The organism is Herbidospora solisilvae, from assembly GCF_009901565.1.
Taxonomy (GTDB): Bacteria; Actinomycetota; Actinomycetes; order Streptosporangiales; family Streptosporangiaceae; genus Herbidospora; species Herbidospora solisilvae.
The window spans coordinates 1,213,386-1,233,993 of the sequence record NZ_WXEW01000001.1 but is presented as its reverse complement, the minus strand read 5'-3'; the positions used below and the strand labels follow the sequence as shown (position 1 = coordinate 1,233,993).

Genomic DNA, 20,608 nt, shown 5'->3' with positions numbered 1-20,608 from the left:
GTCATTTCGGCGAATGTGAAAAATCCGGCCCTGCTCTTGACGGAGCGTCACCACAGGTTGTTGCCTGGGGAGACAAGCAGAAGGGTGGTGTCGATTGCTCATCGGGACGATCGTGCAGGGAAAGGGCGCCCACGTGGTGACCGTTCCCCCGGATGCCACAGTGACCGACCTGCTCAGCCTGCTGGCCGAGCACAACATCGGCGCCGTGGTCGTCTCCGCCGACGGCCAGGCGATCACGGGCATCGTGTCGGAGCGGGACATCGTCCGGCACCTGCACATGCGAGGCGGAGCGGTGCTCGCCGAGCCCGTCTCCAGCATCATGACCGTCGAGGTGCGCACCTGCGGCCCCGACGAGAACGTTGACGAACTACGCAAGACCATGACCGTGCACCGATTCCGGCACGTCCCGGTCGTCCAGGACGGCCGCCTCATCGGCATCGTCAGCATCGGCGACGTCGTCAAGAGCGCGATCGAGGAGCTGGAGACCGAGCGCGCCCACCTCGTGGGCTATCTGCACGGCTGACCTCCTGGGACAACGGCCCGGCGGCACTCCCGCCGGGCCGTCGCCGTGTCTACTGGACGGTGATCCGGTCGACCTCGACGGTCACCCCCTTCACCTTCTCGGTGGAGGTCGCCGTGGTGACCGTGCCCTCACCCGCCGACACGCCCTTGACCTTCAGGGTGTAGGTCAGCGACTCGCCGGGCGCGCCCGGCGTGCTGGTCACCCGGTAGTCGGAGGCCGCGCCGGTGCCCGCCGGGACCCGGCCGCCCCGGGTGCCCTCGGTGTTCTCCGCGCCGATCGTCAGCCCGTAGGCGTCGCCCGGGTAGGCGATGGGCGAAGGGTAGGCGAAGGTGACGTCCTCCGGCCCGTCGACCCCGATCCACGACTGGAACGTCTTCAGGTCGCCGGTGCCGAACAGGTTGACCCGCCACTCGACGACGATCCAGCTCGCGACGCCGTCGGTCAGCGTCGCCACGTAGACGCCCGGCGCGCCGGTGCCGTCGAGGTCGGTCCAGAACGGCGCCAGCACCGCGTTCGGCCGGTCGGCGTCGGGCAGGTCCTGCGGCACGAAGGCGACGTCCTCCGCGCCCTCGGTGCCCCCCGCCACCAGGTAGCCGTTGGACGTGATGCCCAGGCGGGTGAAGGTCCGGCCGGAGAAGCGGAAGGCCGGCACGGTGAAGTCGAGCGCCTCCTCGTCGCCGATCGGGACCGGTGTGATGCCGAACGCGTCGAGCGGGAGGTAGCCGAACAGCCCGCCGGCGGCGATCGCCGGGGCGTCGGGCGCGCGGCCCGCCAGCGTCTTCCTGGCCGTCGCGATCTGGGTGCCGACCTTCGTGGCCCCGGTGACCGCGTTGAGCCGCAGCCGCGAGTTCAGCGTGCTCAGCGCGGTGACCTCGGTGTCGTCGAGCGTGTCGTTGCGGACGGTCACCGTGCAGGTCGACTCGCCGGTGTCACGCGGGATCGACGCCGGAGTGCAGGTCTGCTCGACCGGCACGGCGCCCTCGCCGCGCACGAACGCCACCGGCAGGTGCTGCCGGAGGCCCCCGCCGACCTGCTTGAGGTCGACCTGGCCGAAGTACTGCCCGTCGGGCAGGTCGGGGGCGGCGATCACGATCTGGACGGTCTGCGTCTTCCCCGGCTTGACCGTGAACAGCGGCGGGACGACCACGATGGACGCGCCGCTCACGGTCGTGCCGGTGGCCGTGTAGGTGAGGCTCTTGCCGGTGACGTTGGTGAAGGTGCGCTTGGCGGTGATGAGGCCCGGCATCGTGGGGGCGTTCACCGACGGCAGGTTCAGGTCGATCCGGTTCAGCGGGTCGGCCGCCGAGGCGGCGAAGTTCTCCGCCGACTCGTCGAGGGTCAGCGCGGCGTCGCCCGCCCTGCTCAAGTCGATGCGGCCGCCGCCCATGTCGAACGCGTCGGCCGGGGTGGTGCCGTTCTGCTTGGTGACGCTCGTCTTGGCCGTCGTCTCCAACGCGGTCTTGACCTGGCCGGGCGTCCACGCCGGATGGAGGGCGAACAGCAGCGCCGCCGCGCCGGCGACGTGCGGCGAGGACATCGAGGTGCCCGCGATCGACATGTAGAGGTTGCCGGGCGGCCCTTCGAGCGGGGACTCGGGAGTGGGGGTCGTACCGGCCAGGATGTGCAGCCCCGGCGCGGTCACGTCGGGCTTCAGGAAGTCGCCGCCCGGCCCGCGCGAGGAGAACGTGGTGATCACGTCACCCTGCCAGGTGGTCTTCGCGCCCCGGGTGAACGACGCGGTGCCGGCCGGGTTGGCGGCCTTCCACGCGAGCAGCTGGTCGGAGGCCGGCTTGTCGACGTGCACGGTCGGCAACCAGTGGTTGTCGGTCATCACGTCGAGCGGCTCGGCGTTGTAGAGGATCATCCCGGCGGCGCCGCCCTGACGTACCGAGAAGCCCTTCAGCACCCGGTTCGGCCCGCGCTGGCAGGCCACGATCTTCCCGGTGAAGAGCCCGGGAGGCGCCGGGGTGAGGCAGAGAGCGTCACTGTACGGCGGCGCCGACGCCAGCACCACCGGCAGGTTCGCGGGCACCCCCTCGGTCACGCTCGCGCCCTTCAGGGTGGTCCCGCCCGACAACGAGATCGTCGACTGGTACGTGCGCGTCTGCGTCGAGGCCGCCACGGTCGTCACCCACGGGCTCAGGTGGTCGGCGGTCGCCGCCCCGGGCCCGGCGTTCCCGGCGGAGGCCGCCACGAACACCCCCGCCGCGTAGGCGTCGAGGAAGGCCAGCTCAACAGGGTCGCTGTACGGATCGGCGCCCCCGCTGATCGAGAAGTTGATCACCCGCACCCCGTCGAGGACCGCCTGCGCCACGGCCTGCGCCGAGTCGGACTGGTAACAGCCCTCGGCCCCGCACACCTTGTAGACCGCCACGTGCGCGGCCGGGGCGACGCCGTGGACGGGCCCGCGCGAGATGCCCAGCGGGTTCGCGTCGGCCACCGGCGCGCCGGCCGAGGTCGTCGCGGTGTGCGTGCCGTGCCCGTTGGAGTCGCGGGCGCTGTCGCCATAGACCTCGTCGCCGACGACGGCGTTGTAGGTGTCGAGGAACGGCTGCCCCGAGATCAGCTTGTTGTTGCACGTGAACACGTCGGCGGCCGGAGTGAGCGGGTTGTCGCCGAAGTCGCAGGTCCGGGCCGTGCCGTCGGCCTTGGCAGGCGGCGCCGGAACGTTGGCGGTGGCGGCGAACTGCGGATGCTCGGGCCACGCGCCGGAGTCGAGGATCCCGACGACGACTCCCTTGCCGGAGTTCGGCGCCCCGCCCAGCTTCGAGTAGACGGTCGGCGCGCCGATGAAGGCCGGGCTGGAGTCGGTCAGCGGCTGCACCAGCTTGTCCTCCTGGACGGCCGCCACCCCCTTGATCTTCAGCAGTTCGGCGGCCTTGTTCGCCGGGACGGTCAGCGCGACCCCGCCGTAGACGGTGCGCAGCCGCTGCCCGACCTTCGCGCCCCCCACCCGCTTGGGCAGTTCGGCGAGGAAGGTGTTCTCGACGCCCTCGATGTGCTTGAGATAGTTCTTCGCGGCCGTGCTGCGCAGGTCGAGCGCCTTGCCGGTGACCGAGGGGGAGGTGCCCGCCAGCCCTTCGACCCCGCCCTCGTAGGCGGCCAGCGCGTCGTAGTCGAGCTTGACCACGACGTTCACGGGCGTGGACGACCGCGACCGGATCAACGCCTGGTCGCTCTCGGCGAGCCGGCCCGTGGCCGACTTGGCTCCGGTGACCCGTTCGGGGTTGGTCAGCGGGGTGGCGGTGAGCTTGGCGCTCGGCGGGGGAGAGGGGCTCGCGCTCGCGGGGGGTGAGGCGGATATGACCAGGCTCAGTCCTGCGGCTACGGCGGCTAACCGTGACTTCTTTGACACGTAACCTCCCATGGGGGCTGCGGAGCCGCGCAGGGGAGGTCGACCGCTCCCCCGAGCGTCGTCTTTGGAACGGTCTAACCTGCCCCGGAGTCTAACCAGAGGGTTTTCCGCCGCCTAGTGTCCACATGTGGCCGCGACCTAGACTCCTGACCATGAAGCTGAAGCTGGACCTGCACGACATCTTCAACAAGGGCGACCAGATCGACCGGGCCCTGCGCGGGATCATCCAGGAGGCCATCGACAAGAAGGCGACCGAGGTCGAGATCATCCCCGGGAAGGGATCGGGCCAGCTCAAGAAGAAGGTGCTGCGTTTCCTGGACCAGAAGGAGATCAAGGCGCTCTACCACCGGATCGACAAGGACGCGAAGAACCACGGCCGGTTGTTCGTGTACTTCCGGCACAACAAGTGATCGACCTGATCGTCGTCTACACCGACCGGCTCGACGAGTGCCGGGCCTTCTACACCGGCCTCGGCCTGACCTTCGAGAAGGAGCGGCACGGCACCGGACCCGAGCACTTCTCCGCCACGCTCGGGTCGACCGTCTTCGAGCTCTATCCGGCCGGTGACCGACCGCCCACGGGCCGGCTCCGTCTCGGTTTCACGCTGCCGAGCGGCCCCGGCAGGGAGCCCGGTCGTCACACCGACCCCGACGGCCGGACGGTCGACCTCAGGATCTCGGCGTGAGCGGGGCCCGGTAGCCGGGGACCGACGGCCATCTGACCGTCAGCACCACCGATTCCTCCTCGGCGACCCATGAGTGGTCGACGCCCTGGCCCCACACCAGGTAGTCGCCCTGCTTCTCCAGGACCACGCTCCGGTCGGGCAGTTCCATGCGGAAGCGGCCGCTGATCAGGACGATCATCGCCGTGCGGGACTCGCCCCGCACCCACTGGGTGCGCTCCTCGCCCGCCGGGTGGACGCCCCACTTGATCTCGACCTCGTCGCTGTGCCGGGCGTCTCCCTCGGGGCGGAAGTGGCCGAGCAGCCAGCCTCGGTCGAGCAGCGCGTCGGCGTTCGCGTTGCCTACGTACACCCGTTCTGTCACGAGCGGCGAGGTTAGCAGAGTTTGCCGATCGTCCTGGCCTCCTCGGCGGCGGCCACGACCGCGTCGAGCGGGGCGCCGGTGCCCGCCGTGACCAGGGCGTTGATGGCCCCTTCGACGAAGGGGGCGTCGGCCATGACCACGTCGGCCCGGTCTTCAACGAAGGTGCGGGCGGTGAGGACGGCGCTGCCCAGGTCCATGATCAGGACCACGCCGTCGCCCTGGTCGGCCTCGGCGACGGCCTCCTCCAGCCGGGTCAGGCTGGTTCCCAGGTCGCCGTCGTCGGTGCCGCCCGCCGGACGGATCGGGGCGTCCTCCCCGGCGATGCCGACGGCCAGGGCCGCCGCCTCCTCGGCCAGGCCGGCGCTGTGGGAGACCAGCACGATGCCGACCATCAGGCGGCCCTCAGCGCGTCGATCACGAGGGCCGTCGACGTCGCGCCCGGATCCTGGTGGCCGATGCTGCGGTCGCCCAGGTAGCTGGCGCGGCCCTTGCGGGCGCGCATCGGGGTCGTGGCCCGCGCGCCGTCGAGGGCGGCCCGCGCCGCGGCGTCGAAGGAGGTTCTCAGCTCCGGTACGGCCGGAGCCAGGGCGTCGATCATCGTCTTGTCGCCTTCCTGGGCCGAGCCCAGCTTCATGACGGCGGCCAGGGCCTGGGCGAACGCCTCGGCCAGCGCCTCCTGGCTCACCTCGGGCACCTCGCCGACCGCGCGGCCGAGGGTGCGGAAGAGGGTGCCGTACAGAGGACCGGAGGCCCCGCCGACCTTGCGGATCAGGGTCGTGCCCGTCGTCGTCAGCACGGCGGAGGGGGTCTCGGGAGGCTTTGCCGCCAGGGCCTCCTCGACGGCGGTGAAGCCGCGGTCGAGATTGGCGCCGTGGTCGGCGTCGCCGATGGCGCGGTCGAGGTCGGTCAGGTGGTCGCGGTCGGCGCGCACCCGCTCGGTGACGGCCGCGATCCAGCGCAGGAAGAAGGCGGTGTCCATCAGCGCCCCCACCGCAGGGCCGGGGTCTCCACCGGGTGGTCCCAGAGCGACGTCAGCTCCGCGTCGAGCAGGCAGGTCGTGATCGAGAACCCGGCCATGTCGAGGCTGGTCACGTAGTCGCCCACCAGGCACCTCGTGGCGGTCGCGCCCTTCTCCCGCAGGTAGGCGTCCACCTCCCCGTAGGCGACGTAGAGCTCCATGAGGGGGGTCGCGCCCATGCCGTTCACCATCACCAGCACGTCGCCGGAGAACGGCAGGTCGGCGTCGATGGCGTCCATGGCCACCCGGACGATCTCGCGGGCCTCCCGGAACCGCTCCCGCGAGCGGCCCGGTTCGCCGTGGATGCCGATGCCGAGCTCGATCTCGTCGGGGCCCAGGTCGAAGGTCGGCTTGCCGGCCGCCGGGACCGTACAGGCCGAGAACGCCACGCCGAACGAGCGGCTGCGGGCGTCGACCGTGCGGGCCATCGCGGCGACGGCCTCCAGGGGCGCGCCCTGTTCGGCCAGGGCGCCGGCCATCTTCTCGACGAACAGCGTCGCGCCGGTGCCGCGGCGGCCGGCCGTGTAGGTCGAGTCCTGGACGGCGACGTCGTCGTCGACCAGGACGCTGACCACGTGGGCGCCCTCTTCGGCGCACAGTTCGGCGGCCATCTCGAAGTTGAGCACGTCGCCGGTGTAGTTCTTGACGATGTGGAGCACCCCCGCGCCGCCGTCGACGGCCTTGGTGGCCTCGATCATCTGGTCGGGGACGGGGGAGGTGAAGATCTCTCCGGGGCAGGCGGCGTCGAGCATGCCGTAGCCGACGAAGCCCGCGTGCAGCGGCTCGTGGCCCGAGCCGCCGCCCGAGACCAGGCCGACCTTGCCCGGGGTGGGGCCGGCGGCGCGCAGCACGATCCGGTTCTCGACGTCGACGCGCAGCGACGGATGGGCGGCGGCCATGCCTCTGAGCGTGTCGGGCACGACGTCGCCGACGGCGTTGATGAGTTTCTTCACGGGTGCCTCCACGGCGAGAGGGGAAGCCGTTCCTCACGGCTTCCCCTTCCCGGTGATCAGCGGGCGAACACCACGATGTTGTCGCGGTAGGAGCGCCGGGCGCGGTCGAACGTGCCGCCGCAGGTGATCAGCCTGAGCTGGGCGCCGCCGCCGGAGGCGTAGACGAGCCTGTTCGGGATGCCGTTCTTGGGATAGCGGGCGACCCGGTAGACCGTGAAGGTCACGCTCGACCCGTCCGCCCGGTTGACGGCGACCTTGTGCCCGGGCTTCAGCTCGCGCAGCCGGTAGAAGACCGCCGGGCCCGACGTCGAGTCGACGTGCGCGGCGATGACCGCGACGCCCTTCTCGCCCGGTTCCGGGCCCGACTTGTGCCATCCCGCGACGTCGAACCGCTTCGGGGCGAGGAGCTTGCCCTTCCTGTCCAGCTTCAACGGGATGATCCGGGAGTTGACCCTGATGGCCGGGATCCGGACCCGGGTCGGATCGGCGACGTCCTTGCCCACGAGCGCCACGCTCGCGGGCACGACGGCCGCCCGCGCCGGCGGTGCGCCCTCCCCGGCACACGCCGCGAGCAGCAGCGCACCGGCGAGAAAGGCACCGGCCCTCATCGTGTATGCCCTCACGACTCGGCGCCCTGACGCCGCCGGGCCAGCACGACCAGACCGGTGGCGGCCCCCACGCCGGCCATCCCGGCGATGCCGAGCGGCACCCACGCGCTCGTGCCCTCCTCGGCCGAGATGAACCGCACGTCGGCCGTGCCACCCATGCCGGTGTCCACGCCACCGCTCGGGCGGTCGTCATCGTCGTCGTCCTGGGTGCCGCCCTTGCCGGTTTCGACGCCGCCGCTCGGGCGGTCATCGTCGTCGTCATCGCCTCGGTCGTCATCGTCGTCGTCCGAGGTGCCGCCCTTGCCGGTGTCCACGCCGCCGCTCGGGCGGTCGTCATCGTCGTCGCGGCGGTCGTCGTCGTCATCGTCGTCGGCGGTCGTGGCCGTCCACGTGGCTGCCGCGTGGGCGGTGGCCGGGAGGGCGATGGTCGCGCCGCCCACGGTGGCGAAGGCGGCGAGGGCCAGGAGGGCGCGGCGTGCTTCGAGGTTCATCTCGGCTCCCTGTTCGGGTTCGTGTTCCGGTGCTGAGATGAGCCTCGTGAGCGGGGGTTGGGCCTCTCTGAGAGCCGCGTTAGAGCGGTCTCATCGGGCTCGGAGGCGGTAGCCGGTGCCGCGCACGGTCTCGATGCGGTCGGAGCCGATCTTGCGGCGCAGGTAGCGCACATAGACGTCCACGACGTTCGAACCGGGGTCGAAGTCGAAGCCCCAGACCTGGCTGAGCAGTTGTTCCCGCGACAGGACCTGCTCCGGATGCCGGAAGAACGCCTCGGCCAGCGCGAACTCGCGGGTGGACAGGTCGATGGAGCGTTCCCCCGCGTGGGCGCGGCGGGTGCGCAGGTCGAGGGCCAGGTCGCCGACGCGCAGCACGGTCGCCTCGGGCGCGCGTTCGGTGCGCAGCCGCAGCCGGACGCGGGCCAGCAGCTCCTCGAACGCGAACGGCTTGGCGATGTAGTCGTCGGCGCCGCCCTCCAGGCCCGCGACGGTGTCGCCGACGCTGTCGCGGGCGGTCAGGATGATCACGGGGATCTCCGCGCGGGCGGCCCGCAGGCGGCGTAAGACGGTGAAGCCGTCGCTCAGCGGCAGGCCGAGGTCCAGGATCATCAGGTCGTAGTGGCCGGCCCTGGCGTGCTCGTAGGCGGCCAGGCCGTCGGTCACCACGGTGGTGACGAAACCGCTGGCCCGCAGGCCCTTCTCCAGGAACGCGGCGATGCGGTCCTCGTCCTCGGCGATCAGGATGCTGTTCACACCGTCTCCACTCTCTCCGCCACCATCGGGAACGTCAGGACGAACTGGGCGCCCCCGCCGGGCGCGTCCATCACGAACACCCGGCCGTCGTGCGCCTCGGCGATCGACCGCACGATCGACAACCCGAGGCCCGAACCCTCACCCGCGATGCGCGCCCGCTCGAACCGCTGGAAGATGCGTTCGCGGTCCTCCACGGGCACCCCCGGGCCGCTGTCGCGCACCCACAACACCACGTGCCCGTCGCGGACCGCCGACCCGACCGCGATCAGGTCGCCCTCCTGCGTGTGGCGCACCGCGTTGGCGGTGAGCTGCATCAACGCCTGGGTGAGCCGCTGCTGGTCGGCGATGGCGTACTCCTCGGCGACCTCGTCGACGCGCCACTTGCGGTCGGCCAGGCCACGCGCGCGGGCGACCACGGCCACCGGGAGCTCGGCCAGCTCGACCGGCTCCAGGGTCAGGAAGTTGGGCTGGCCCGCTTTGGCGAGCGTCAGCAGGTCGTCGACCAGGCGGTTCATCCGGATCAGCTCGTCGTTGACGAGGGCCAGGGTGTCGCGCTGGTCGTGCGGGTCGTCGCCCATCAGCTCCAGGTGGCCCCGGATCACGGTGATGGGGGTGCGCAGTTCGTGGCCGGCGTCGTCGGCGAACCTGCGCTGTGCCGCGAAGGCCTGGTCGAGCCGGTCGAGCATGTGGTTGAAGGTCGCCGCCAGCGCCGCCACGTCGTCGTTGCCGGTGACCTCCAGCCGCCGGGTCAGGTCGGAGCTGTCGGAGATGGCCTCGGCGGTCTGGCGCACCAGGCGGATGGGGGCCAGCACGCGTCCGGCCACGAACCACCCGGCCGCGCCCGCGAGCGTCAGCGCCGCCAGGCCGGTGATCGCGAGGACCTGGACCGACGCGACGACCTCCTCGCGGTGGCGGTCGTAGAAGACGGCCACCACGAACTGCCCGATCGTGGGGTCGCCGGTGATCTGGACCGGTATCGCGGCGTAGCGCACCCGTCCGGCCGTGCTGTCGGTCCAGCCGGCCACCGGCCGTTCGGTGACCCGCGCGACCGTCCGCACCAGGTTCTCGTCGGCGTCGAGGGCGGCCGGGGGACGGTCGCCGCCGGGGATCGACTCGATGCGGCCGCCGACCACGGTGAAATAGGTCTCCCACCGGTCGGGCGGGTTCACCGACAACCAGCCGTCGAGCAGCGTCTTCACGTCGGCGGGGGTCTCGTTGGCGACGTACCGGCGGAGCTTCTCGGTCTCGTTCTCCAGTTCGGCGCTGACGCGGGCGTCGAGGCGGCTGAGCAGGATGCTCCACGTCGCCGACAACGACACCGACAGGGCGAGCGCCACCAGGAAGAGCATCCAGCCCACGATCCGGGCACGGGCGCTCATCGCACCCCGCGATCAGTCGTCGTCACCGTCGTCATCGTCGTCATCTCCGTCGTCGTCTCCGCCCTGCTTGGGGGGCGGCGGTTTGACCGGCTCGCCACGAGTCTTCTTCGCCGGGGACGTCGACGGGCGGGGCGTGGGTTCCTTGGCGGGCGTGGTCGTCCCGGACGGCTCGACCGTGACGACGACGGGGCCGCCCAGCTGGGGGCCGTCGTCGCCGAACGCCGCGAAGACGCCGGACACGGCCAGCGCGGCGACCACCGCCCCGGCGATCAGCAACAGCACCGACACCCTGCGACCCATGGCCCCAGTGTCGGGCCCTTTCGGGAGAAGATCATGGGAGCACGATGAGAAGACTCTCATCTTCCCCGCGCCGCCGAACCTGTAGGAAGATCCCCAGCAGGCTCAACGGAAGGGTTCTCTCATGTCGGTGCTGCGTGATCTCGTCGAAGGCATCAAGGGCGGTTCGATCGAGGTGATCGACCTGACCGCGCCGCTGGCCGAGTCGACCCCGATCCTGATGCTGCCCGAGCCGTTCGGAAACACCGTGCCGTTCACGCTGCAGGAGATCAGCCGGTACGACGACCGCGGCCCCGGGTGGTACTGGAACAACATCTCGACCGGCGAGCACACCGGCACCCACTTCGACGCGCCGGTCCACTGGGTCACCGCCCGCGACGGCGAGGACGTCTCGCAGGTCGCCCCGTCGAAGCTGCTCGCGCCCGCCGTCGTGCTCGACTTCGCCGCGCAGGCCGCCGCCGACCCCGACTTCCTGCTGGAGATCGAGCACGTGAAGGCGTGGGAGGCCGAGCACGGGCCGCTGCCCGACGGCGGCTGGCTGCTCTACCGGACCGGCTGGGACGTCCGCGCCCACGACCAGGCCGAGTTCCTCAACGCGAACGAGACGGGCCCGCACACGCCCGGCGTCTCGGTCGAGTGCGCCCGCTACCTGGCCGAGCAGACCCCGATCGTCGGGCTCGGCGTCGAGACGGTCGGCACCGACGCGGGCACGGCCCACTCGTTCGACCCGGCGTTCCCCTGCCACTCGTTCCTGCTCGGCGCCGGGAAGTACGGCCTGACCCAGCTCCGCAACCTCGACCGGCTGCCGGTCACCGGGGCCGTCGTGGTCGCGCCGCCGCTGCCGATCGCGGGCGGGTCGGGGTCGCCGGTGCGCGTCCTGGCCCTGGTGGAGAGGTGAACGTCGACGAAGCGGTGGGGCGGGCGCTGGCCTCCGAGGGGGTCCGGACCGTCTTCGGGGTCGTCGGCTCGGGGAACTTCCACGTGACCAACGCCCTCGTGGCCGGGGGAGCACGCTACGTCGCGGCGCGGCACGAGGGCGGCGCCGCCACCATGGCCGACGCCTACGCTCGCATGTCGGGCGAGGTCGGCGTGGTGACCGTGCACCAGGGGCCGGGGCTGACCAACATGATCACCGGGCTGGCCGAGGCGGCCAAGAGCCGCACCCCGCTGCTGGTGCTCGCCGGGGAGGTCACCTCGCCGCTCTCCAACTTCTGGGTCGACCAGGCGGCGCTCGCCCAGGCCGTCGGGGCGTTGTCCGTCCGGATCACCTCGGCCGAGACGGCCGTCGCGGAGGCGGTCGCGGCCTACCGACTCGCCCTGAGGGAACGGCGGGCCGTGCTGCTGAACCTGCCGCTCGACGTGCAGGGACACGAGGCCGGGGACCTCGCCGCCCAGGTCATCCCCCTCGGGGCTCCGGAGGGCACCCCGCTCGTGCCGGCCGACCTCGGGTCGTTCGAGCGGCTGGCCGAGGTGCTCGCCGCCGCCGAGCGGCCCGTCTTCGTGGCGGGGCGCGGCGCGCGGCGGGCCCGGCGGGAGCTCGAACTGCTCGGCGACCGGGTGGGGGCGCTGCTGGCGACCTCCGCCGTCGCGCGCGGGCTGTTCAAGGGCAACCCCTGGGACCTGGACGTCTCCGGCGGGTTCGCCACGCCGCTCGCCGCCGAGCTCATCCGGGACGCCGACCTCATCGTGGGCTGGGGCTGCGCGCTCAACATGTGGACGATGCGGCACGGCGCGCTCATCGCCCCGTCGGCCACCGTGGTGCAGGTCGACTTCGACGCCGCGGCCCTGGGGGCGCACCGGTCGGTGAGCTTCGGGGTCGTCGGGGAGGTGGCAGGGTGTGCGACAGCCGTAACGGAGATGATCCCGGCTCAGCGCGGCGGATACCGGAGCGATGAGCTGGCCGCGCGCATCGCGGCGGGACGGCGCTGGCAGGACGTCGCCTACGACGACGAGAGCGGCGGAGGGCGCATCGACCCCCGCACGCTGACGATCCGGCTCGACGAACTGCTGCCGCCCGAGCGCATCGTCTCGGTCGACTCGGGCAACTTCATGGGCTATCCGGCGATGTTCCTGGACGTCCCCGACGAACACGGCTTCTGCTTCACCCAGTCGTTCCAGTCGATCGGGCTCGGACTGGCCACCGCGATCGGCGCGGCCCTGGCCCGGCCCGACCGGCTGCCCGTCGCCGCGCTGGGCGACGGCGGCGCGCTCATGGGGATCGCCGAGCTGGAGACCGTTGTGCGGCTGGGCCTGCCGATGGTCGTGGTGGTGTACGACGACGAGGGCTACGGCGCCGAGGTGCACCACTTCCACGGGGCCCCGCACGACACCGTCACCTTCCCGCCGGTCGACCTCGCCTCCATCGGGCGCGGCTTCGGCTGCGCGGCCGTGACGGTGCGCGCCCCGGCCGATCTGGACGCGGTGCGCGAGTGGCTCGACGGGCCGCGTGACCTGCCGCTTCTCATCCATGCGAAGGTGACGAGAGAACGCGGCTCCTGGTGGCTGGAGGAGGCGTTCAGAGGGCACTGACCCGGCTAGCGTAGGTTACGGTTCTCGCATGGCTGAGATCGTGTATCCCCCGGTGATCGGGGCTGCCCTGACGATGTTCAAGGTCCTCGGAATGAAGATCGACATCGAGGGCGCCGAAAACATCCCGACCACCGGCGGGGCCGTCCTCGTCAGCAACCACATCAGCTATCTCGACTTCATCTTCGCCGGGTTCGCGGCCCGGCCGTCGCGGCGGCTGGTGCGGTTCATGGCCAAGAAGGAGGTCTTCGACCACCGGATCTCCGGGCCGCTGATGCGGGGCATGCACCACATCCCGGTCGACCGCGCCGAGGGCGCCGGGGCCTACATCGCCGCGCTGAAGGCCCTCAAGGCGGGCGAGGTCGTGGGCGTGTTCGCGGAGGCGACCATCAGCCGGTCGTTCACCGTCAAGGACATCAAGAACGGCGCGGTCCGCATGGCCGCCGCCACCAACGTGCCGCTGGTCCCGATCTCGCTCTGGGGCACCCAGCGGCTCTGGACCAAGGGCCGCCCGCGCAAGATCGTGCAGCGGAACATCCCGGTGACGATCTCGATCGGCGAGCCGATGCGCCCGCAGCGCCGCGAAGACATGGACGCCGCCATCGCCGAACTCCACCGCCGCCTGTCGGAACTGGTCGACAAGGCCCAGCGGTCCTACCCCGACGACGGAAGCGGCACCTGGTGGCAGCCGGCGCATCTCGGCGGCACGGCCCCGACGCCCGAAGAGGCGGCGGCGATGGACGAGGCGGAGCGCAAGGAACGCGAGAACCGCGGCGACGAGTGAATCCCCCCGCCACTACCAAGCTATAGCGCACCCCGGGTCTTGCCACAAGACCCGGGGTGTGCTGCAAAATCACCGCTCATGATTGACGTCATCATCGTCGGCGCCGGGCCGACCGGAGTGATGCTGGCCGCCGAACTGCGCCTGCACGGGATCGAGACGGTCGTCGTGGAGCGGCTGGCCGAACCGGTCACCCACTCCAAGGCGCTCGGCCTGCACGTCCGCAGCCTCGAAATCATGGACCAGCGCGGCCTGCTCGACGAATTCCTCGCGCACGGTCAGCAGTACCCGCTCACCAGCCACTTCGCCGGAATCGTGAAGCCCTGGCCGGTGGAGCTGGACACCGCCTGCCCCTACCTGCTGGGCATCCCGCAGGTGGTCACCGAACGCCTCCTGACCGAACACGCCACCGGCCTCGGCGCCGAGATCCGGCGCGGCGCCGAACTGACCGGCCTGACCCAGGACGACGACGGCGTCACGGCCGAACTGGCCGACGGCACCTCGTTGCGGGCCCGGTACCTGGTCGGCTGCGACGGCGGCCGCAGCACCGTGCGGAAACTGCTCGGCGTCGCCTTCCCCGGCGAGCCCAGCCGCGTCGACACCCTGCTCGGCGAGATGGAACTCACCGCGCCGCCGGACACGATCGCGGAAGTCGTGGCCGAGGTCCGCAAGACGGAACTGAAGTTCGGCGCGATCCCGCAGGGCGACGGGGTCTACCGGGTCGGTGTGCCCGCCGCCGAGGTCTCCACCGCTCCGCCCACCCTCGACGACTTCCGCCGCCAACTGGTCGCCTACGCCGGCACCGACTTCGGCGCCCACTCGCCCCGCTGGCTCTCCCGCTTCGGCGACGCCACCCGCCTGGCCGAGCACTACCGCGTCGGCCGGGTGCTGCTGGCGGGCGACGCCGCCCACATCCACCCGCCGACCGGGGGACAGGGCCTCAACCTCGGCGTGCAGGACGCCTTCAACCTGGGCTGGAAGCTCGCCGCCCAGGTGAACGGGTGGGCCCCGGAGGGACTGCTCGACAGCTACCACGCGGAACGCCACCCGGTGGCGGCCGACGTGCTGGTCAACACCGCGGCCCAGATGCTGCTGCTGTCGACCGAGCCGGGGCCCCGGGCGGTGCGCGCCCTGATGTCGGAGCTGATGGACTTCCAGAACGTGACCCGCTTCCTGCTGGAGAAGATCACCGCGATCGGGGTGCGCTACGACCTCGGCTCCGACCACGACCTGGTCGGCCGCCGGATGCGCGACCACGGGTCGCTGTACGCGTCGATGCACGGCGGACGAGGGGTGCTCGCCGACCCGGCCGGGCGGCTGACGGTCGAGGGCTGGGCCGACCGGGTCGACGTCGTGCGGGTCGACGTGGGCGTTCCCGCGGCGCTGCTGCGGCCGGACGGGCACGTGGCGTGGGTGGGGGAGGACCAGACCGACCTGAACGTGCACCTGGAGAAGTGGTTCGGACCCGGCGTGCCGGGTTGACCCATCACGTTTCCCGGAGGAGCTCCTCGGCGCTGCCGACATGGAATGCGCGTTCAAGCCACGTTGCCGTCAGTTCGGGGTCCGGGCAGGTGAGGATGTGGTCACGGACCTCGTCGGTCACCGTCAGCTGCCGGTGCGCGAGAATCGCCAGTACGGCCTCGGCCCTCCCCTTGGCCCTGCCCTCAGCCCTGCCCTCAGCCCTGCCCTCCGCGACGTACCCGCGGGCCCACTCGCTCCGGTATTCCTTGGATGCCACACCCATCAGTGTCCTCCACAACTCGGCGGCGGCTTCGCTCAGCGCCTCAGAGAGATAGTCAGTGTAATTTCTGGCTTCTTTGGGGTCTTTTTTCCCGAACGCCAGGACGCCTGCGCTGGTCGCGGCCAGCACCGCTTCACGTCGAGGGCCTTCGGCGTGGGCCAGGGCCGAAAGGGTCGCCAGCTCGGGGTTGGCGATGGCCTGCGCCTCGTCCGTCACCACGGGGATGGTGGACAGCCCGATGACATGGGGCGTCACCACTGAAGAGGGTCCCAGGGCGATCGGCGTGGAGATGCGCTCGGCGCCATTGGCATGAGGCCACATCACCAGGAGGATGACGGGGCACTTGTGCCGGGCCCGGACCGCCGTGAGGTATTTCGGCCAGGTCCACTCCTTGCGTGAGTCGTGATCGCGCTGCATCTCGACCACGCAGGCGAGAACCGGCCGGCCGCGGTTGTGCAGGACGATCACCGAGTCGGCCCGCAGTTCGACGGGCTTGGCCTCGTTCATCACCGGTGTCTCCATGCGGGCCTCCTCGAAAGGGGGCATGTCGACGCCGAAGGTCTCCTGTAAGAGGTCGGGGGCCAGGCGGGGGTTGTTGGCGAACAGGTCCAGCCACATCTCGTGCTCGGTGGTCGGCATGCCTCTGACATTACGCACCGCGACCGGGAAAACCCGGCGTGTCATCTAATCGTTATAGGTCTAGCAGACGTACAGACTGGTTCACGAATCTATGGCGGCCGCCGTCCGAGGCGGTTAAATGATCATGAAGAGAACGTTCCCTCGCAAGGGTGACCCGGGCTGGCTGGGCTCGTCAATGGCTCGTACCGGCCTCTGTCAGTGAATCGCCCCCTGACGTCGGCGGAAACCGTTCCATTGGATATTCAAAGCTCAAACGCCCACCGTCAGTCTCATGATCGCTTCAGGAGAGCGCTCTCCGATCCAGTTAACCCTTTCGTCCTCGTTACGTCAGAGTTAATTTGATACTTGACAGATATCGGAACAAAAGGAGAACCTCAGGGCCCAGGGAGCGCTCCCCGAACTTCACCCCCCGCCCTCCCGAGGAGACACGTTGAGTTCATCGCGCAGTCCGGGCCGGTTACGCCTGGGCGTGCTCATCGCGGCAGCGCTGGCGCTGCTCGCCTCCTACGTCGCCATCCAGCCGGCCCAGGCCGCCGACGCCCTGCTCTCGCAGGGGAAGACCGCCACCGCCTCCTCGGTCGAGGGGGCCTTCGCGGCGTCCAACGCCGTCGACGGCAGCACCGGCACCCGGTGGGCCAGTGCCTTCTCCGATCCTCAGTGGATCCAGGTCGACCTGGGGGCCTCGGCGACCATCAGTCAGGTCGTGCTGAACTGGGAGGCCGCCTACGGGCGAACGTTCCAGATCCAGACCTCCGCCAACGGCACCACCTGGACGACCATCCACACCACCACCGCCGGAACGGGCGGCGTCCAGACCCTCAATGTGACCGGCACCGGGCGCTACGTCCGGATGTACGGCACCCAGCGGGGCACCGCCTGGGGTTACTCCCTGTGGGAGTTCCAGGTCTACGGGTCCACCGGCCCGACCGGCACGTGTGGCGGCAACGCCGCCCTCGGCAAGCCGATCACCGCGACCTCCACCGAGGGGACCTTCGTGGCGGCCAACGCCGTCGACGGCGTCGCCGGCACGCGGTGGGCCAGCGCCTACGGCGAGCCCCAGTCGGTGACGATCGACCTCGGTGCCACCACGTCGATCTGCGGCCTGACGCTGGTCTGGGAGGCCGCGTTCGCGCGGACGTACCAGGTGCAGGTCTCGCCGAACAACACCACGTTCACCCAGGTCTACGCGACGACCACGGGCGCCGGCGGCACGGAGAACGTCACGCTGAGCGGCTCCGGCCGCTACCTGCGGATCGTGATGTCGAACCGGGCGCTGCCCTTCGGCGTCAGCCTCTTCGAGATCCAGGTGCGCACCGGGACCACGACCAGCCCGTCCCCGAGCCCGTCGCCGTCTCCGTCGCCGAGCCCCTCTCCGAGTCCCAGCCCGAGTCCCTCTCCGTCACCTGACCCGGGTGGGGAGCGGCTGCTCTCGTACAACAAGCCCGCCGTGGCCTCCACGTCGCAGAGCGACGGGAACTGCTGGGAGTGCACGCCGGCCCGCGCGTTCGACCTCGACCCGGCCAGCCGCTGGGCGACGAGCTCGACCACGGGCTGGGTCGACCCCGGCTGGATCTACGTCGACCTCGGCGCGGTGGCCCAGATCAGCAGGGTCGTGCTGCAGTGGGACCCGGCGTTCGCGCGGTCGTTCAACATCCAGACCTCCAACGACGCCGTCAACTGGACCAACATCTACTCCACGACCACCGGGACCGGCTTCAAGCAGTCGATCCCCGTGACGGGGAGCGGGCGTTACGTCCGGATGTACGGCACCCAGCGCGGCACCCCCTACGGCTACAGCCTGTGGGAGTTCCAGGTGTACGGCACCGGTGGCGCCCCCAACACCCCGCCCGCCGCTCCGCCCGACCCGCGCAACCCCCCGCAGCTGGTCTGGAGCGACGAGTTCAACGGCCCGGCGGGCAGCAAGCCCGACGCGGCGAAGTGGCGGCCCGACCCCGGCACCGGCCCGAACAATGAGCTGGAGTACTACACCAACAACAACAACGCCAACATGAACGGCGCGGGGCAGCTGGTCATGGAGGCCCGCCAGGAGGTCACGCCGGGGTCGTCCTGTCCGGGCGGCACCTGCCAGTACACCTCCCACCGCATGAACACCGGCACGAAGTTCCACTTCACCTACGGCCGGATCGAGGCCAGGATCAAGGTGCCCAAGGGCAACGGCCTGTGGCCGGCGTTCTGGATGATGGGCGCCGACTTCCTGACCGGGCGGCCGTGGCCCTACAACGGTGAGATCGACATCGTCGAGGTGCTCGGCAAGGACGTGAAGACGTCGTACACCACGATCCACGCGCCGGCCTACAACGGCGGCGGCGGGATCGGGGCGCCGAACACCCTGCCGAACGGCGCCGACTTCTCCGACGACTACCACGTGTGGTCGCTCGACTGGAACAGCCAGGGCATGACCTGGTACGTCGACGGCCGCCAGGTCTTCACGCTCAGCAAGGCCCAGGTCGAGGCGACCCGCGGGCCCTGGGTCTACGACCACCCGTTCTACATCATCCTCAACCTCGCCGTCGGCGGCGACTGGCCGGGTCCGCCGGACGCCAGCACCGGTTTCCCGAAGCAGATGCTCGTCGACTACGTGCGCGTGTACCAGTGATCCACCTCCCCGGGGGCTCACGGCCCCCGGGGAGCACCCCCCACCATTGGAGTACGCGATGTCCCTGACCATCACGTGGGCCAGGATCGCCGCCATCGGCGTGCTGATCCTGGCGATGCTCACGATCGTCACCCAACGGGCCGAGGCGGCCCCCATCTCCCAGGGCAAGACCGCCACCGCGTCGTCGGTCGAGGGCGGCCACGTGGCCGCCAACGCCGTCGACGGCAACGCCGGCAGCCGCTGGTCCAGCCTCTTCTCCGACCCGCAGTGGCTCCGCGTCGACTTCGGCGCCGCCACCTCGATGAACCAGGTCGTGCTGCGGTGGGAGGCGGCCTACGCCACCGCCTACCAGCTCCAGACCTCGTCGGACGGTACGAACTGGTCGACGGTGGCCAGCCGCACCGCCCAGACCGGCGGCGTGCAGACCGTCAGCTTCACCCAGACGTCCGCCCGCTACATCCGCATCTACACGACCGCACGGGCCACCGGCTACGGCGTGTCGCTGTGGGAGTTCGAGGTGTACGGCCCCGGAAGCGGCCCCGCGCCGTCGCCGTCGCCCACCCCGACCGGCCCGACGGGACCGATCGTGCGGGTGTCGGAGTTCCTGGCCGACTGCCCGTTCACCCACCGGCTGCCCGACGACCCGATCATCTACCCGAACCTGCCGGGCGCCTCGCACATGCACTCGTTCTTCGGCAACCTGACGACGAACGCCAACTCGACCGTGGAGACGCTCCTCGCGGGCGACTCCAACTGCAACCCGCGCATCGACCTGTCGTCGTACTGGGTGCCGACGCTCTACGTCAACGACCAGCCCGTCGAACCGGTCATCACGACGTTCTACTACCTCGGCGAGGGCGTGCGGCCCGACATCACCGCGCAGATCCAGCCGCTGCCGCTGGGCCTGCGCATCGTCGCGGGGAACGCCAAGGCCACCGCGCCCGACAGCACGACAATCGCCCGGTGGTCGTGTCTGCACGCCAACGAGGCGGGCGCGTCGAAGGACTTCGTGAACTGCCCGGCCGGGACGATGCTCGAGTCGTATCTGGACTTCCCGCAGTGCTGGGACGGGGTGAACCTCGACTCGCCCGACCACAAGAGCCACATGGCCTACCCGGTCAACCAGGCGTGCCCGTCGACCCACCCGGTCCCCGTGCCGAAGTTGCGCCAGGTGCTCCGCTACCCGGTCAACGGCGATCCGTCGCGGATCCGCCTCTCGTCGGGCCGGGGATTCACCATGCACGGTGACTTCTTCAACGCCTGGCCCGAGGCCGAGATGTGGCAGCGGGTGCGCGACTGCATCCGTCCGGTCATCAAGTGCGGGGCCAACGGCCGCCCATGAGAAGACTCGTTCTCGCCGCCCTGATCCTCGCGCTCTGCTCCTGTACGCCGGAAGCGCCGCCGCCCCCGCCGAAGCCGGTGGTGACCGTGGCGGCGTACAACCCGACGGACGTGGCGTGGGCGCAGCTCATGGCGGCGATGAACGAGCGGGTGCTGAAAGTGCTCGACCTGGCCCCCGGCCGCACCGCCGACCCCGCGCTCGCCGACCTGGCGGGGTCCGTCGGCCGGGGCCACCGGGACGAGCTGGCCCGTCTTCGCGCGATCCTGACCAGCGCGAAGGCGGGCCCCAACCCGCACGAGGGGCACGACATGCCGGGCATGCCGACCCCGATCGTCATCGAGGCGGCGGCCAGGGCGAAGGGCAAGGCGTTCGACAAGATCCTGCTCAAGAGCCTGAAGGGCCACCTCGACCAGTCGGCCATGGTGACCGCGAGCGAGCAGAAGGCCGGCGCGGCGGAGGAGGCCCTCGACCTGGCGGCCGACATGACGGCGGCGCGTACGGAGCAGCTCGCCGCCCTGTCCGGGATTGCGAGGTAATAG

General features: G+C 70.9%; 21 protein-coding genes. 10 read left to right on the top strand and 11 right to left on the bottom strand.

Annotated features, from left to right (window positions below; translation table 11 throughout):
• Positions 1-94: 94 nt before the first annotated feature.
• Entirely contained in the window at positions 95-523 is a 429-nt protein-coding gene (locus GT755_RS05225; RefSeq protein WP_081898175.1) for a CBS domain-containing protein, read from the top strand.
• Between the two features lie 49 nt (positions 524-572).
• On the opposite strand, the gene GT755_RS40945 is transcribed toward GT755_RS05225, so the two are convergent.
• The gene (locus tag GT755_RS40945) at positions 573-3,878 is read right to left on the bottom strand and encodes a S8 family serine peptidase (RefSeq protein WP_328794170.1); all 3,306 of its coding nucleotides are present in this window, start codon (positions 3,876-3,878) and stop codon (positions 573-575) included.
• Positions 3,879-4,030: 152 nt separating this feature from the next.
• Here GT755_RS40945 and GT755_RS05215 point away from each other — a divergent pair, with 152 nt between their 5' ends.
• Both GT755_RS05215 and GT755_RS05210 read left to right on the top strand, forming a co-directional pair.
• Entirely contained in the window at positions 4,031-4,288 is a 258-nt protein-coding gene (locus tag GT755_RS05215; protein ID WP_062330266.1) for a Smr/MutS family protein, read from the top strand.
• Positions 4,285-4,563 (top strand): VOC family protein, encoded by a 279-nt coding sequence (locus tag GT755_RS05210; protein WP_161478514.1) that lies wholly within the window; start codon positions 4,285-4,287, stop codon positions 4,561-4,563. The genes GT755_RS05215 and GT755_RS05210 overlap by 4 nt, the downstream gene beginning before the upstream one ends.
• Here GT755_RS05210 and GT755_RS05205 read toward each other — a convergent pair.
• The 9 genes from GT755_RS05205 to GT755_RS05165 all read right to left on the bottom strand — a co-directional run bounded on the left by GT755_RS05205 (position 4,547) and on the right by GT755_RS05165 (position 10,426).
• Positions 4,547-4,924 carry a cupin domain-containing protein gene (locus GT755_RS05205; protein WP_161478513.1) on the bottom strand — a complete coding sequence of 126 codons (378 nt, stop codon included), beginning with the start codon at positions 4,922-4,924 and terminating at the stop codon, positions 4,547-4,549. The genes GT755_RS05210 and GT755_RS05205 overlap by 17 nt on opposite strands.
• An 11-nt stretch (positions 4,925-4,935) precedes the next feature.
• On the bottom strand, positions 4,936-5,316 hold the full coding sequence (gene dhaM / locus GT755_RS05200; RefSeq protein ID WP_161478512.1) for a dihydroxyacetone kinase phosphoryl donor subunit DhaM: 381 nt from the start codon (positions 5,314-5,316) through the stop codon (positions 4,936-4,938).
• A complete protein-coding gene (gene dhaL / locus GT755_RS05195; RefSeq protein ID WP_161478511.1) occupies positions 5,316-5,903 on the bottom strand; it encodes a dihydroxyacetone kinase subunit DhaL in 588 nt (195 codons plus the stop codon). The genes dhaM and dhaL overlap by 1 nt, the downstream gene beginning before the upstream one ends.
• A complete protein-coding gene (gene dhaK, locus GT755_RS05190; RefSeq protein WP_161478510.1) occupies positions 5,903-6,895 on the bottom strand; it encodes a dihydroxyacetone kinase subunit DhaK in 993 nt (330 codons plus the stop codon). The genes dhaL and dhaK overlap by 1 nt, the downstream gene beginning before the upstream one ends.
• Before the next feature lie 56 nt (positions 6,896-6,951).
• Positions 6,952-7,503 carry a class F sortase gene (locus tag GT755_RS05185; protein WP_161478509.1) on the bottom strand — a complete coding sequence of 184 codons (552 nt, stop codon included), beginning with the start codon at positions 7,501-7,503 and terminating at the stop codon, positions 6,952-6,954.
• A gap of 11 nt (positions 7,504-7,514) precedes the next feature.
• On the bottom strand, positions 7,515-7,994 hold the full coding sequence (locus GT755_RS05180) for a hypothetical protein (RefSeq protein ID WP_161478508.1): 480 nt from the start codon (positions 7,992-7,994) through the stop codon (positions 7,515-7,517).
• A gap of 90 nt (positions 7,995-8,084) precedes the next feature.
• Positions 8,085-8,747, bottom strand: a complete 663-nt coding sequence (locus GT755_RS05175) for a response regulator transcription factor (protein ID WP_161478507.1) — start codon at positions 8,745-8,747, stop codon at positions 8,085-8,087.
• Complete coding sequence (locus GT755_RS05170; protein ID WP_161478506.1) at positions 8,744-10,126, bottom strand: sensor histidine kinase; 1,383 nt, start codon at positions 10,124-10,126, stop codon at positions 8,744-8,746. The genes GT755_RS05175 and GT755_RS05170 overlap by 4 nt, the downstream gene beginning before the upstream one ends.
• A gap of 12 nt (positions 10,127-10,138) precedes the next feature.
• Positions 10,139-10,426 (bottom strand): hypothetical protein, encoded by a 288-nt coding sequence (locus GT755_RS05165; RefSeq protein ID WP_161478505.1) that lies wholly within the window; start codon positions 10,424-10,426, stop codon positions 10,139-10,141.
• A gap of 121 nt (positions 10,427-10,547) precedes the next feature.
• Here GT755_RS05165 and GT755_RS05160 point away from each other — a divergent pair, with 121 nt between their 5' ends.
• The 4 genes from GT755_RS05160 (at position 10,548) to rox (ending at position 15,212) form a co-directional block, all read left to right on the top strand.
• Entirely contained in the window at positions 10,548-11,321 is a 774-nt protein-coding gene (locus tag GT755_RS05160) for a cyclase family protein (protein ID WP_161478504.1), read from the top strand.
• The gene (locus GT755_RS40940) at positions 11,318-12,952 is read left to right on the top strand and encodes a thiamine pyrophosphate-binding protein (protein WP_161478503.1); all 1,635 of its coding nucleotides are present in this window, start codon (positions 11,318-11,320) and stop codon (positions 12,950-12,952) included. Before GT755_RS05160 ends, GT755_RS40940 begins: the two co-directional genes overlap by 4 nt.
• A 28-nt stretch (positions 12,953-12,980) precedes the next feature.
• Positions 12,981-13,733 (top strand): lysophospholipid acyltransferase family protein, encoded by a 753-nt coding sequence (locus tag GT755_RS05150; RefSeq protein ID WP_161478502.1) that lies wholly within the window; start codon positions 12,981-12,983, stop codon positions 13,731-13,733.
• Positions 13,734-13,811: 78 nt separating this feature from the next.
• The gene (gene rox / locus GT755_RS05145) at positions 13,812-15,212 is read left to right on the top strand and encodes a rifampin monooxygenase (protein ID WP_161478501.1); all 1,401 of its coding nucleotides are present in this window, start codon (positions 13,812-13,814) and stop codon (positions 15,210-15,212) included.
• Positions 15,213-15,216: 4 nt separating this feature from the next.
• On the opposite strand, the gene GT755_RS05140 is transcribed toward rox, so the two are convergent.
• On the bottom strand, positions 15,217-16,110 hold the full coding sequence (locus GT755_RS05140; RefSeq protein WP_161478500.1) for an RpnC/YadD family protein: 894 nt from the start codon (positions 16,108-16,110) through the stop codon (positions 15,217-15,219).
• 430 nt (positions 16,111-16,540) lie between these two features.
• Between GT755_RS05140 and GT755_RS05135 the strand changes: the two genes are divergently transcribed.
• From GT755_RS05135 to GT755_RS05125, 3 genes are read left to right on the top strand one after another with little or no spacing between them, the layout of a single operon-like run.
• The gene (locus tag GT755_RS05135) at positions 16,541-18,727 is read left to right on the top strand and encodes a discoidin domain-containing protein (protein WP_235965814.1); all 2,187 of its coding nucleotides are present in this window, start codon (positions 16,541-16,543) and stop codon (positions 18,725-18,727) included.
• A 58-nt stretch (positions 18,728-18,785) separates the two neighbouring features.
• Entirely contained in the window at positions 18,786-20,069 is a 1,284-nt protein-coding gene (locus GT755_RS05130; protein ID WP_202609584.1) for a DUF1996 domain-containing protein, read from the top strand.
• Positions 20,066-20,605 (top strand): DUF305 domain-containing protein, encoded by a 540-nt coding sequence (locus tag GT755_RS05125; protein WP_161478499.1) that lies wholly within the window; start codon positions 20,066-20,068, stop codon positions 20,603-20,605. The genes GT755_RS05130 and GT755_RS05125 overlap by 4 nt, the downstream gene beginning before the upstream one ends.
• Positions 20,606-20,608: the final 3 nt, after the last annotated feature.